General features: G+C 65.9%; 12 protein-coding genes. 5 read left to right on the top strand and 7 right to left on the bottom strand.

Features of this window, described 5'->3' with window-relative positions:
* Positions 1 to 3: 3 nt before the first annotated feature.
* Genes A3CW_RS0113685 through tsaB form a run of 4 tightly spaced genes read right to left on the bottom strand, consistent with a single transcriptional unit; the run spans position 4 to position 3,323 of the window.
* Positions 4 to 1,050, bottom strand: coding sequence for a DUF1853 family protein (locus A3CW_RS0113685; RefSeq protein ID WP_081771652.1), 1,047 nt, complete (start codon positions 1,048 to 1,050; stop codon positions 4 to 6).
* A complete protein-coding gene (locus A3CW_RS0113690) occupies positions 1,047 to 2,021 on the bottom strand; it encodes a uracil-DNA glycosylase (protein WP_028204085.1) in 975 nt (324 codons plus the stop codon). The genes A3CW_RS0113685 and A3CW_RS0113690 overlap by 4 nt, the downstream gene beginning before the upstream one ends.
* Positions 2,008 to 2,502: a ribosomal protein S18-alanine N-acetyltransferase gene (gene rimI, locus A3CW_RS0113695; RefSeq protein ID WP_028204086.1), complete on the bottom strand. Its 495-nt coding sequence runs from the start codon at positions 2,500 to 2,502 to the stop codon at positions 2,008 to 2,010. The genes A3CW_RS0113690 and rimI overlap by 14 nt, the downstream gene beginning before the upstream one ends.
* Entirely contained in the window at positions 2,499 to 3,323 is an 825-nt protein-coding gene (gene tsaB, locus A3CW_RS46230; protein WP_051481449.1) for a tRNA (adenosine(37)-N6)-threonylcarbamoyltransferase complex dimerization subunit type 1 TsaB, read from the bottom strand. Before tsaB ends, rimI begins: the two co-directional genes overlap by 4 nt.
* Before the next feature lie 189 nt (positions 3,324 to 3,512).
* On the opposite strand from tsaB, the gene A3CW_RS0113705 reads away from it, so the two are divergent.
* From A3CW_RS0113705 to aceA, 3 genes are all read left to right on the top strand, one after another.
* Entirely contained in the window at positions 3,513 to 3,782 is a 270-nt protein-coding gene (locus A3CW_RS0113705) for an acyl-CoA-binding protein (protein ID WP_028204087.1), read from the top strand.
* Positions 3,783 to 4,198: 416 nt separating this feature from the next.
* On the top strand, positions 4,199 to 5,923 hold the full coding sequence (locus A3CW_RS0113715; protein WP_028204088.1) for a DEAD/DEAH box helicase: 1,725 nt from the start codon (positions 4,199 to 4,201) through the stop codon (positions 5,921 to 5,923).
* Between the two features lie 422 nt (positions 5,924 to 6,345).
* Positions 6,346 to 7,653: an isocitrate lyase gene (aceA, locus tag A3CW_RS0113720; RefSeq protein WP_028204089.1), complete on the top strand. Its 1,308-nt coding sequence runs from the start codon at positions 6,346 to 6,348 to the stop codon at positions 7,651 to 7,653.
* Between the two features lie 245 nt (positions 7,654 to 7,898).
* Here aceA and A3CW_RS0113725 read toward each other — a convergent pair whose 3' ends face one another.
* On the bottom strand, positions 7,899 to 8,333 hold the full coding sequence (locus A3CW_RS0113725; protein ID WP_028204090.1) for a universal stress protein: 435 nt from the start codon (positions 8,331 to 8,333) through the stop codon (positions 7,899 to 7,901).
* A 190-nt stretch (positions 8,334 to 8,523) separates the two neighbouring features.
* Complete coding sequence (locus tag A3CW_RS0113730) at positions 8,524 to 9,426, bottom strand: LysR family transcriptional regulator (RefSeq protein WP_028204091.1); 903 nt, start codon at positions 9,424 to 9,426, stop codon at positions 8,524 to 8,526.
* Positions 9,427 to 9,591: 165 nt separating this feature from the next.
* Between A3CW_RS0113730 and A3CW_RS0113735 the strand changes: the two genes are divergently transcribed.
* Positions 9,592 to 10,365 (top strand): haloacid dehalogenase type II, encoded by a 774-nt coding sequence (locus tag A3CW_RS0113735; protein ID WP_028204092.1) that lies wholly within the window; start codon positions 9,592 to 9,594, stop codon positions 10,363 to 10,365.
* A 68-nt stretch (positions 10,366 to 10,433) separates the two neighbouring features.
* Positions 10,434 to 12,026 (top strand): malate synthase A, encoded by a 1,593-nt coding sequence (gene aceB, locus A3CW_RS0113740; RefSeq protein ID WP_028204093.1) that lies wholly within the window; start codon positions 10,434 to 10,436, stop codon positions 12,024 to 12,026.
* 94 nt (positions 12,027 to 12,120) lie between these two features.
* On the opposite strand, the gene A3CW_RS0113745 is transcribed toward aceB, so the two are convergent.
* A complete protein-coding gene (locus tag A3CW_RS0113745; RefSeq protein WP_028204094.1) occupies positions 12,121 to 12,528 on the bottom strand; it encodes a gamma-glutamylcyclotransferase family protein in 408 nt (135 codons plus the stop codon).
* Positions 12,529 to 12,651: the final 123 nt, after the last annotated feature.

Genomic DNA, 12,651 nt, shown 5'->3' on the forward strand with positions numbered 1-12,651 from the left:
CGCTCATTGACGTGCAAATGCCGCGGCGCGCGCAGGCCAGTCGTCGGGAACGATGAAGCCGCGCGACTGTTCGCGGTAGCCGCCTGTGGTGTCGGCCGTGAATGCCGCGATCAGTACGGGGTCGTCTGGTCGGGCTAGCGCGTCGGCTAATGCATTGGGATCGAGGCAGGGCGCAGCCGCCAGCCTGCGCGGCGCGAGCCACGCGAGCCTTGGCAACACGCTCCAGCCATCTGCCGCCTGTTGCCGGGCGAAAGCCGGCCAGTCCGCACGCGTAACCCACCAGCCGCGCCCATGATCGGCAGCCAGCTCGGGAGCGTCTTGCACCCGTGACGGCGCCGCCTCACCCACCCGGTAGAAAAGCCAGCCTTTCACGAACATCTGCGCGAGCCACTGGCCTTCGTAACCCAGCGAGGCGAATTCTTCGCGCGCGCTCAAACGCAGTTGCCGGTCGCGCAGATGCGTGAGTTTCAGATCAAAGCGATCGCGCAGATTCGGCCCGACGAATTCGGCGAGCGATGCACGGGCGTCATCGCCCGGTCCCGCGTGCAGATAGCACTTCACCGCCAGCTCCCAATGCAGACGCTCTCCGGCACGCGTGCGCACGAGAAAATCGCACTCGCCGAGCGTGAGCCCCGCACGCCGCAGCGGCACGTTCTGCGCGACGAGCTGCGCTGCGGGTCCATGCGCGAGAAACCATCCCAGCAAATTTTCGGCGTAGCGGCCAAGGCGATGTGTCGGCGCGGCCAGGAGCGCTTCGTGCAGACGCGCCGGATCGCGATCGAGTTGCGCGAGCCAGTCACGCGTGGCGCGCGCTTCATCGGCATCGGCGCACCATTGCGCCAGCGGCGCGAGCGGTGGTTGCGCACGCAACAGATCGGCGCTGAAGAGCAGCCACGCGAGATCGCGCACTGCCGGATCGGCGAGGCGATCGATTACATCGTGGTTCGCGCCAGTACCGGGTTCACGCTTCGACCCACCATTATCCTGCGGCCCGCCGGCGCCCCCGGCGCATTGGGCACCGGACACGTCCGCGGGCCGCGCGGCGCTCATCGCTCGCCGCCGGAGGCCGCGCGCCAGGTGTCGCGCGCGAGACAGAGGTCGGTCCAGGCTTTCGCCTTGTCGTGCAGGCTGCGCAGCAGATAAGCGGGGTGATAGGTGACGATGACGGGCACGCCCTCGTACTCGTGGACGCGTCCGCGCAGCGACGCGATGCTGCCATCGGTCTTGAGCAGGCTCTGCGCCGCGAAACGTCCGAGCGCGACGATGATCTTCGGCTTCACGAGCGCCACCTGACGCTGCAGATACGGTTCGCAGCGCGCGACCTCATCGGGTTCCGGATTGCGGTTGCCGGGCGGGCGGCACTTGATGACGTTCGCGATATAGACGTTCTCACCCCGCGCGAGCGAGAGCGCCCGCAGCATGTTGTCGAGCAGCTTGCCGGCCTGGCCAACGAAGGGCTCGCCCTGGCGGTCCTCGTTCTCGCCGGGCGCCTCGCCGATCAGCATCCAGTCGGCCTCGCGATCGCCTACGCCGAACACGGTGTTGGTGCGCTTCTCGCACAGGCGGCAGTGCGTGCACGAGGCCACGCGTTCGGCGAGCGCGTCCCAGTCGAGCGTCGCGACATCGTTGCGCGGTGCGCCGCCAGCCTGAGCGGGCTCGGCGTCGTGTGGCAGAACCGGCTGGGCCACAGTGTCGAACCAGGCGAAATCTTCGTCGCTGAGGGGCGGCGGTTCGTCGGATGAATGCGGTGCGGGCTTCGACGGCGAAGGGGCGCGCGCAACGGGTTGCGGCGGTTGCGAGCGCTCCGGGGCGGCCGGTTGTGCTTCGGCTGGCTGCGGCGCGGCGACCGGACGCGTCGTTTGCATCACCGGTGCTTCGGCTTCGGCGCGCGTCAGCCCGGACGACGGCGCAACGGCCTCATCTTCGCGAAACGCTTCGAGCGGCGCTGCACCCCGCGCCCCTTTGCGCACCCAGCGCGGCGCGAGCCCAAGCTCCTGCAGCGCGATCTCATCGAGCGACATCCGCGCCCTCCCCTGCAAAAGAAAAACGCATCACGAGTGCGTCCTCGCGGCTGTGATGCCGGGCCGGATAGTAGTTCTTGCGGCGGCCGATCGTGACGAAGCCGAACTGTTCGTACAGCCGGATTGCCCGGTGATTCGAAGGCCGGACTTCGAGCAGCAAGCCTTCGAGACCCTGCATGCGCGCGATGCGTACCGCCTCGCGCAGCATGGCGAGCCCTGCGCCCACACCCTGCGCCTGAGGCGCAACGCACAGATTCAGCAGATGCATCTCGTCGACCACGGGCATCAGGACGCAATAGCCGATCAGCGTGCCGGTGACGTGACGCATGCACAGACCGTAGTAGCCATTGCGCAGCGAGTCCTCGAAGTTGCCGCGCGACCACGGAAACTCATACGCGGAACGCTCGATGATCGCAACTTCGTCCAGGTCGCTTTCAGTCATCGGCGACAGGTAGCGGTCGGTCATGAGCACGCCGCTCATTGCGCACTCTCGCCGCCTGCGCCCGCGCCACCCGCGCCACCATGGGAGGCGGCCTTCGCGGCAAGGCGCTCGGCCGTGGTCTGCGCGACCTTGTTGCGCACGTATTCGGGCGCGGCCTGGTCGGCCGGTTGCGTACGGCCCGCGCGAAACGCGCGCAACGCCGCGTGCGCCAGCGGCAACGCGTGCGGCAGCGCCTCGGCGTCGATCGTGCGCGCGGCGGCGGCAGCCGTCAGGCGCGCACCGAACGCGGCGGCGGCGTTGCCCGCCAGCGTGAACGGCACATCGGGCGCGGCGATGTGCTCCGGCGAGTCGAGCGATGCGGCCTGCAGCGTGCGCCAGTCGCCAGTTGCGGCGTCCCACGCGTAGTCTGCCCAGTAGGCTTCGTCCATACGTGCGTCGAGCGCGACCAGCACGCGGGTCGCGGCGGGATCGCGCAGCCGCGCGCTCTCCGCGCACACGAGCAGCGTGCCCACGGGCACCACCGGGATATCGAGGCCGAACGCGAGCCCCTGCGCCACGCCCGTCGCTGTGCGCAGCCCCGTGAAGGAGCCCGGGCCCGCGCCGAACGCGATCGCGTCGCAGTCGGCGAGCGTGAGGCCGGCTTCGTCGAACAATTCGCCAATGGCCGGCAGGAGCCGCGTGCTGGAGACAGCGCCCGTGGCCTCGTGGCGCACCCAGACGCTGACTTCCGAGCGCGATGCGAGGGCGGTCTCGCCGCCAGTGGAGGGAGAACGATCTGCGCCGCCAGGGGCGACGCGAAGTAGCGCGACCGAGCAGAATTCGGTCGAAGTATCGAGGGCAAGCAGCACAGTTTCGGTCATGAGCGCTATTGTAATGCCCCGCCCCCCGCGCGGGCCCAGGGCTCTCGCCAACTGGCGGAGGCGCAGGCGTCATGGCCTCTTTTGACTCACCCGCGCCCGGCAAGAGTGGAGGAATCGCTCCAGCTTTTCGGGGGTTTGCGCTGCTACCATCGGCGCGCTGACCTGAACCACTATGCGGAGGAAACAACCATGAGCGACGTGAACACGCAGTTCGCCCAAGCCCAGCAAGACGTGCAGCAACTGCCGGAGCGTCCCGGCAATCTGACGCTGCTGCGCCTCTATGCACTCTTCAAGCAGGCCACCGAAGGCGACGTGCACGGCGACAAGCCCGGCTTCACCGATATCGTCGGCAAGTACAAGTACGAAGCGTGGGCCGCGCTGCAAGGCACCGCGCAGGAAACGGCCCGGCAGCAATATGTGGAATTGGTCGAATCGCTCAAGAGCGGCGCCACCAGCTGACCCGGCGCAACTGAAAAAGCACGCGTGACGGAGGCGGACCGCCCCGCCTTCTGCTGCGTCACGCCGCCGCGCCTGCTCGCTCGCGGTGCGTCGCTCTGGCGCGCCGCAACAAAACAAGATATACTGCGTGCTGCGTTGCGCTCCGGTCGCTCGTTCGATCAGCACAACGCCTCGTAGCGTTAAGCTCCAATCCAGTTTAGAACCTGTCCCCCCCTGCCATGGCCCTGTTTTTCGGGCCGTCAATATCAGGCTGGCGGCTGGCCAATCCCGGCCTGAGCCGCACCCAAAACAGCTTCTAACGAAAAATCCGCCATTGTGGGCGGATTGCCCCCGTTTTTCGATTTGCTCGCAAAATCCGACGACTTGGGTATGCCGATTGGCGCCGACGTTCTATTTCCTGTGTAACAAGGATTTTCATGACTTCGAGCAATACCCAAAGCCCCCTGGACGCAATCGCCGATCAGGCCCTCGGTCATTCCGCCGCCGCCGACGCTTCCGCTGAAGCCCCCGCGCAGGCCGCCGATGCTACCGACGGTTCGGCGTTCGCGGCACTCGGTCTGTCGCCGGAGATCGTCTCCGGGCTGATCGCAGCGGGCTACAAGGCCCCGACGCCCGTGCAGGAACGCGCCATTCCTGCCGCCATCGCCGGCCGCGACCTGCTGGTCTCGAGCCCGACCGGTTCGGGCAAGACCGCAGCCTTCATGCTGCCCGCTATCGAGCGCTTCGCGCAGATCCAGAAGACCCTCGCTGCCCAGCCGCGCGAGCCGCGCCCGCAAGGCGCGAACGGCCAGCAAGGCGATCGCCGCCAGCGCCGTCCGCAACCGGTGGCGCGCCCCGGTCTCCTCGTCCTCACGCCCACGCGCGAACTCGCGATGCAGGTGACCGCGGCCGCTTCGACGTACGGCAAGCACCTGCGCCGTCTGCGCACGGTCAGCATTCTCGGCGGCGTGGCTTACGGCCAGCAGCTGATGCTGCTCGCGAAGAACCCCGAGATTCTCGTGGCGACCCCGGGCCGTCTGCTCGATCACCTCGAGCGCGGCCGCATCGATCTGTCCGAACTCAAGATGCTTGTGCTCGACGAAGCCGACCGCATGCTCGACATGGGCTTCATCGACGACATCGACACGATCGTCGCCGCTACGCCCGAGACGCGTCAGACGATGCTGTTCTCGGCCACGCTCGACGGCAAGATCGCTTCGATCACCGGCCGCCTGCTGAAGGACCCGGAGCGCATCGAGATCGTGCGCAAGGTCGAGGCAGCCTCGAACATCGCGCAAACCGTGCACTACGTGGACGACCGCGATCACAAGGATCGCCTGCTCGACCATCTGCTGCGTGACGAAAGCCTCGATCAGGCTGTCGTGTTCACGGCCACGAAGATGGACGCCGACCAACTGGCCGGCAAGCTCGCCGACGCTGGCTTCGAAAGCGCCGCGCTGCACGGCGATCTGCCGCAAGGCGCGCGCAACCGCACGATCCGTGCGCTGCGCGAGCGTCGCGTGCGCGTGCTCGTCGCGACCGACGTCGCGGCGCGCGGCATCGACATCCCCGGTATCACGCACGTCTTCAACTATGACCTGCCGAAGTTCGCCGAAGACTACGTGCACCGTATCGGCCGTACCGGCCGTGCTGGCCGCTCGGGCACCGCGGTGAGCCTCGTGCATCATGCCGAGCAAGGCGCCCTCAAGCGCATCGAGCGCTTCGTGCGCTCGCCGCTGCCGGTGAACGTCGTGGAAGGCTTCGAGCCGCGCAAGGCACCGCCGGCGAACCGTGGCTTTGGCGGCCGTGGCCGTCCGGGCGGCGGCAACGGCGGTGGCCGTCGCTTTGGTAACGGTGGTGGCAACGGCAAGCCGGGTGGCTACGGCGCCCGCGGCGGCCAAAGTGGCAACGGCGGCGGCGATCGCAACGGCAACAGCTGGGGCAACAAGCCGGAAGGCTCGCGCGGCGGCTACGGTGCCCGCGAAGGCGGCTACAACTCGGGTTCGCGTGAAGGCGGCTTCGGCGGCGGCTCGCGCGGCGGCGAAGGCAACCGCGGCGGCTACGGCCAGCAACGCGAAGGCTACGGCCGTTCGCGCGAAGGCGGTGGCGGTTACGGCGCACGCCGCAACGATGGCCCGCGTGGCGCACGTCGCGACAGCTAAATAGTCCAAAACGGCGCGCGGCGCGGCCTTCATGCCGCCCCGCCGCCGCAGCGAAATGCTCAGGACCGGTGCTCAGGCACCGGTCTTTTTTTATCTCCGCACAGATTTCACAATACGAAAAATTTTTTTGCTTCGTAAAAAATCGTGCTGCGTGGCACAAAGGGATCGATTGCAAGATGGAAAATAGCGTTTCACATCACAAAATAAATTACATAAAGCATTGATTTTATTTAAATAAAAAACCTGGAAAAAGGCCATTGCCTGCCTGTTGCCGGTCAGTCGATTTGCCTAGACTCTTATATAAGAGTTCGCGAAACGAAACCGCCGAATCCAAGACCCCCGGCAAGTTCGTTTCGCGACATTCAGCGGTTTAGCCGTTTCGTTTCAGCGATCCACCTATCAGGCAAACGAAGGAGCCCACCATGTCGACTCGTCAACAGCAAGCTCAGCAACTCCAACAGCAATGGGAAACCGATCCGCGCTGGAAGGGCATCAAGCGCAACTACACGGCTGACGACGTGGTGCGCCTGCGCGGCTCAATCCAGCCGGAGCACACGCTCGCGAAGCACGGCGCCGAAAAGCTCTGGAAAGGCGTGAACACCGAGCCGTTCATCAACGCACTGGGCGCGCTCACGGGCAACCAGGCCATGCAGCAAGTGAAGGCCGGTCTCAAGGCGATCTATCTCTCGGGCTGGCAGGTCGCGGGCGACGCCAACCTCGCCGGCGAAATGTACCCGGACCAGTCGCTCTACCCGGCCAACTCGGTGCCGCAGGTGGTCAAGCGCATCAACAACACGCTCACGCGCGCCGACCAGATCCAGTGGTCCGAAGGCAAGAACTCCGGCGACGAAGGCTACGTGGATTACTTCCAGCCGATCGTGGCCGACGCTGAAGCCGGCTTCGGCGGCGTGCTCAACGCGTTCGAACTGATGAAGGCGATGATCGAAGCGGGCGCGGCCGGCGTGCATTTCGAAGACCAGCTCGCCTCGGTGAAGAAGTGCGGCCACATGGGCGGCAAGGTGCTCGTGCCGACGCGCGAGAACGTCGCCAAGCTCACGGCCGCGCGTCTGGCCGCCGACGTCTGCGGCGTGCCCACCGTGCTGCTCGCCCGCACCGACGCGGAAGCCGCCGACCTCGTGACCTCGGACATCGACGACAACGACCGCCCGTTCCTCACCGGCGAGCGCACCGTGGAAGGCTTCTTCCGCACGAAGAACGGCCTCGAGCAGGCCATCTCGCGCGGTCTCGCCTACGCGCCGTACGCCGACATGATCTGGTGCGAAACGGGCAAGCCGGATCTGGAGTTCGCGAAGAAGTTCGCCGAAGCGATCCACAAGCAGTTCCCGGGCAAGCTGCTCTCGTACAACTGCTCGCCGTCGTTCAACTGGAAGAAGAACCTCGACGACGCGACGATCGCCAGGTTCCAGCGCGAGCTGGGCGCGATGGGCTACAAATTCCAGTTCATCACGCTCGCGGGCTTCCACTCCCTCAACTACTCGATGTTCAACCTCGCGCACGGCTATGCGCGCCAGAACATGAGCGCGTTCGTGGAACTCCAGCAGGCCGAGTTCGCCGCCGCCGACAAGGGCTTCACCGCCGTGAAGCATCAGCGCGAAGTGGGCACCGGCTACTTCGACGCCGTGACGCAGACGGTCGAGCGCGAAGCGTCGACTACGGCGCTGCACGGCTCGACGGAAGACGAGCAGTTCTTCGACAAGAAGGTGGCGTAAGACCACCGGCAGCAACGGCGGCGCAAGCCGTCGCGCTCGAACAGGCAACCGGCACGCGTACCTTGGCGGGGCGCGCCGGCTGCGTGCCGACGCGGCCGAGGCGCATGCCGCCGGGCATTCAGGGAGGAAGCGGTAGAGGACACAGGCCGCGCGTGCTGGACAGAATCCGGCCCGCGGCTCGCCCAGCCAACGCAGCGGGCGAGCGTGGCCTTGTGCTTCATCGCGAATCCGCGGGAAAACGCCAGCTAGCGATACACGATCACCGGAATTTTCGTATGGGTGAGCACGCGCTGCGTCTCGCTGCCGATCAGCAGGCTGCCGAGTCCGCGACGCCCGTGCGAGGCCATGAAGATGACGTCGCAGCCGCCCGCTTCGGCGGCTTCGATGATGCCGAGATATGGCGAGGGATGCACGCTCGTCCGACTGTCGCAGATCACGCCCGCGTTGCGTGCCGCCGCCTCGATTTCGTCCAGATGCACTCGCGCCTCTCGCTCACTGCGCGTCTGGAAGTCGCCGGGCGGCTCGATCACCACGTCGGCGTAAGGCGAGTACGGATATTGCGGCAGGCACGCGTAGGCCGTGACGCGTGCGCCCACGGTGCGTGCGAGGTCGATCGCGCCGTCGATCGCCTTTTTCGACAGTTCCGAACCGTCCGTCGGTACGAGGATGTGTTTGAACATGGCGCCCTCCGTGGTCTATCGGATTACGGGCAAGGCTAGGGTCACAGTCAAGGGTCCAGGCGCGGGGCAAAAACTCAGCCGGCGTCTCGCGCGGGCGAGCGCGTGGCCCTCAGGTCGATTGTAGTGCGCGAAGAATCGCTGCAAGCCGTGCGTGCGGGTCATCCCGGATATCGGAAACACGCACTGCGCCCTATCCCCAGTAACCGGGTTGACCGTAGGTATGCTTGAGATAGTCGAGAAAGAGGCGCACGCGCAGCGGCAAATGGCGGCGCTGCGGAAACACCGCGTGAATGCCGATGGGCGGCGCTGCAAACGCGTCGAGCACGGTCACGAGCCGGGCCGCCGCGATGTCCTCGCCGACTTCCCACCACGAGCGCCACGCCAGACCGTGGCCCGCGAGACACCACTCATGCAGCACGGCGCCGTCCGAGCATTCCATCGTGCCCGCCACGCGGATCGACACCACTTTGCCGTCCTGCTGGAACGCCCAGCCGCGCTGCTGGTTCAGACTTGCGCCGAAGGCGAGGCAGTTATGGCGTGCGAGGTCGGCGGGCGTTTCGGGCTCGCCGCGGCGCGACAGATACGCCGGCGCAGCCACGCACACGCGCCGGTTCTCACCGAGCTTGAGCGACACGAGCGACGAATCGGGCAATTCGCCGAGACGCACGGCGCAGTCGAAGCCTTCGTTCACGAGATCGACGAGCCGGTCCGAAAGATCGAGCGCGATGCTCACGTCAGGATGTGCGACCGTGAAATCGGGCACGAGCGGCGCGACATGGCGACGCCCGAAGCCTGCCGGCGCGGACACGCGCAGGTGCCCGCTCGCTTTCACGCCGCCCTCGGACACACTCGCCTCGGCGTTCTGCATGTCGTGAATGATGCGCTGGCAGTCCTCGAGGAACGCCGATCCTTCGAACGTGAGTGTGATGCGCCGCGTGGTGCGCACGAGCAGCTTCACGCCGAGGCGCTCTTCGAGCGCATCGATGCGCCGGCCGATGATGGCCGGCGCCACGCCCTCGGCCTGGGCGGCGGCGGAAAGGCTGCCCTTGGCGGCCACGGTGACGAAGGTCTCGATCTGTTTGAAGCGGTCCATCGGTGGACACTGCGCGCGCTGGGCGACAGAAACAGTGGAAAAGAGAAGGTAGGTCGACAGATTAGGTGGGTAAAAGTAAAAGATCAAGTGATCAATCCCACCTTTTTCAGTGATACGACTCATGAATACAATCGACCTCGACCTCTGAAGATGGAGTGCAAGGCTATGTCGGCCACAACGACACCCACCACGACACGATTTCCCAAGGCAGTGATCTTCGACGCGTACGGCACGCTTTTCGACGTGCATTCGGTCGTCGCTGCCGCCGAGCAGATGTTCCCCGGCCAGGGCGAAGCGCTCTCGCAGCTCTGGCGCCTGAAGCAGATCGAGTACACGCAGCTGCGCACACTCTCCGACCCGGCCGGCGCGCGCTACCGCCCGTTCTGGGACATCACCCTCGACGCGCTGCGCTACGCCGCGCGCCGCCTGAACCTGTCGCTCACGGGCGCGGGCGAAAAGCGTCTCATGGACGAATACGCCTGCCTCTCGGCATTCCCCGACGTGCTCCCCGTGCTGCGCCGCCTGCGTGAGCCACGCGAGGACGGCACGCGCATGGGCCTTGCGATCCTCTCGAACGGCAACCCGCAAATGCTCGACATCGCGGTGAAGAGCGCCGGCATGAGCGGCCTCTTCGACCACGTGCTTTCGGTCGATGCCGTGCACGCCTACAAGCCGGCCGCCGCCGCGTATGCGCTCGGCACCGCCGCTTTCGACGCCGCGCCACGCGAGCTGGTGTTCGTGTCGTCGAACGGCTGGGACGCCGCGGGCGCCGGCTGGTTCGGCTACACCACGTTCTGGATCAACCGCCAGCGACTGCCCGCCGAAGAGCTCGGCGTGGCGCCGCATGGCACTGGCGGCGGCATGGCAGAACTCGCCGCCTTTCTCGAAACCGCTGCGCCCGAACGGCAAAGCCGCCCTCGCCCCAGCCCGGGCGCGTGACGGACATACCGCTCGCCGCAGCCACAACAACCACACATTCACAATCTGACCGACCAAGGAGCAAGCAAATGGCGAACACATTGCAACTGCCGCAAGGCATGCAGATCACGGCTGACATCCAGCCCGGCTTCGAAACGATCCTCACGCCCGAAGCGCTCGAACTCGTCGCGAAGCTGCACCGCGCGTTCGAGCCGCGCCGCCAGGAACTGCTGAAGGCACGCGTCGAGCGCACGAAGCGCCTCGACGCCGGCGAGCGCCCCGACTTTCTTGCCGACACGAAATCGATCCGCGAAGGCGACTGGAAGATCGCCGCGCTGCCGAAGGATCTCGAATGCCGCCGCGTGGAAATCACGGGCCCGGTCGAGCGCAAGATGATCATCAACGCGCTGAACTCGGGCGCGGACGCGTACATGACCGACTTCGAGGATTCGAACTCGCCGAACTGGGAAAACCAGATCGTCGGCCAGCTCAACCTGAAGGACGCAGTGCGCCGCACGATTTCGCTCGAACAGAACGGCAAGACCTACCAGCTCAACGACAAGACCGCCACGCTGATCGTGCGTCCGCGCGGCTGGCACCTGGACGAAAAACACGTGACGGTGGACGGTCAGCGTGTGTCGGGCGGCGTCTTCGACTTCGCGCTCTATCTCCTCCACAACGCGAAGGAACTGATCTCGCGCGGCAGCGGCCCGTACTTCTATCTGCCGAAGATGGAAAGCCACCTCGAAGCGCGTCTGTGGAACGACATCTTCGTCGCAGCGCAGGAAGGCGTGGGCATCCCGCGCGGCACGATCCGCGCGACGGTGCTGGTCGAGACGATCCTCGCCGCGTTCGAAATGGACGAAATCCTCTATGAACTGCGCGAGCACAGCTCGGGTCTGAACGCCGGCCGCTGGGACTACATCTTCTCGGCGATCAAGAAGTTCAAGAACGACAAGGACTTCTGTCTTGCCGACCGCGCGCAGATCACGATGACGGTGCCGTTCATGCGCGCCTATGCGCTCGAACTGCTCAAGACCTGCCACAAGCGCAACGCACCGGCTATCGGCGGGATGAGCGCGCTCATCCCGATCAAGAACGACGCGGCCGCCAACGACAAGGCCATGGGCGGCGTGCGTTCGGACAAGGCGCGTGACGCGACCGACGGCTACGACGGCGGCTGGGTGGCGCACCCGGGCCTCGTGCCCATCGCGATGGAAGAGTTCGTGAAGGTGCTCGGCGACAAGCCGAACCAGATCGGCAAGCAGCGCGCCGATGTGAACGTCGCGGGCAAGGATCTGCTCGACTTCCGTCCGGAAGCGCCGATCACCGAAACGGGCCTGCGCAACAATATCAACGTGGGCATCCATTACCTCGGCTCGTGGCTCGCGGGCAATGGCTGCGTGCCGATCCACAACCTGATGGAAGACGCCGCGACCGCCGAAATCTCGCGCTCGCAGGTGTGGCAGTGGATCCGCTCGCCCAAGGGAAAGCTCGAAGACGGCCGCAAGGTCACGGCCGAACTCGTGCGCGAACTGATCCCGCAGGAGCTGGACAAGGTGAAGGCCTCGGTCGGCGGCGACACGAAGCCGTACGAGCGCGCCGCGCAGATCTTCGAGCAGATGTCGACGTCGGAAAACTTCGTCGAGTTCCTGACGCTGCCGCTGTACGAAGAGATCTGATCGCTCGGTACATCTAACGACTAGCCGATGCAAAAGGCCCGGCGGGTGTGAGCCCGCCGGGCCTTCGTGTTTTCATGCGCCGCGTCTCGAACGATCAGCGCGCGCGCCGATGCGCGACCCAGTCGCCGCCTGCGATCTCGGGGCGTCCTGCAATGGCGGCGGACGCAACCGGATAGTAGAGGCAAGCGATGCGTTCGCCCTGCACCTCGATATCCACTTCCTGCGAAACGAACAGATTGTCGACGCCTGGATAAACCTGCTCGATTTCGTCGAGCACGGCGAGGAGCGCGTCGTCGATTTCGTAGACGTCGCCAACGACCGTCGATTGCGCATCGGCCGACCCGGCCACCATCCCAGGATAACTGCCGAAGTCGAAGAGCCGGCCGGCGAGCGTGGTGAGACCGAGGTGGCGCGGGCGCGCGATCGCGTTGCGATCCGCCGCGAGGTTGATGTCGTTGGTCTCGCCCGCACGCAGCGTGCCGTAGACGAACACGTATTTCATGGCTTTTCTCTCCTTCAGGGCGGCTCGCGCCACACGAGCACGCTGTCGATTCGCCCTCATTATGCCCGGCCATAAATGCGTGCGGCCCAGGCCTTGGAGCGCGAGACGTCTACAATGGGTGCA

Source organism: Paraburkholderia nodosa DSM 21604, assembly GCF_000519185.1.
GTDB lineage: Bacteria > Pseudomonadota > Gammaproteobacteria > Burkholderiales > Burkholderiaceae > Paraburkholderia > Paraburkholderia nodosa.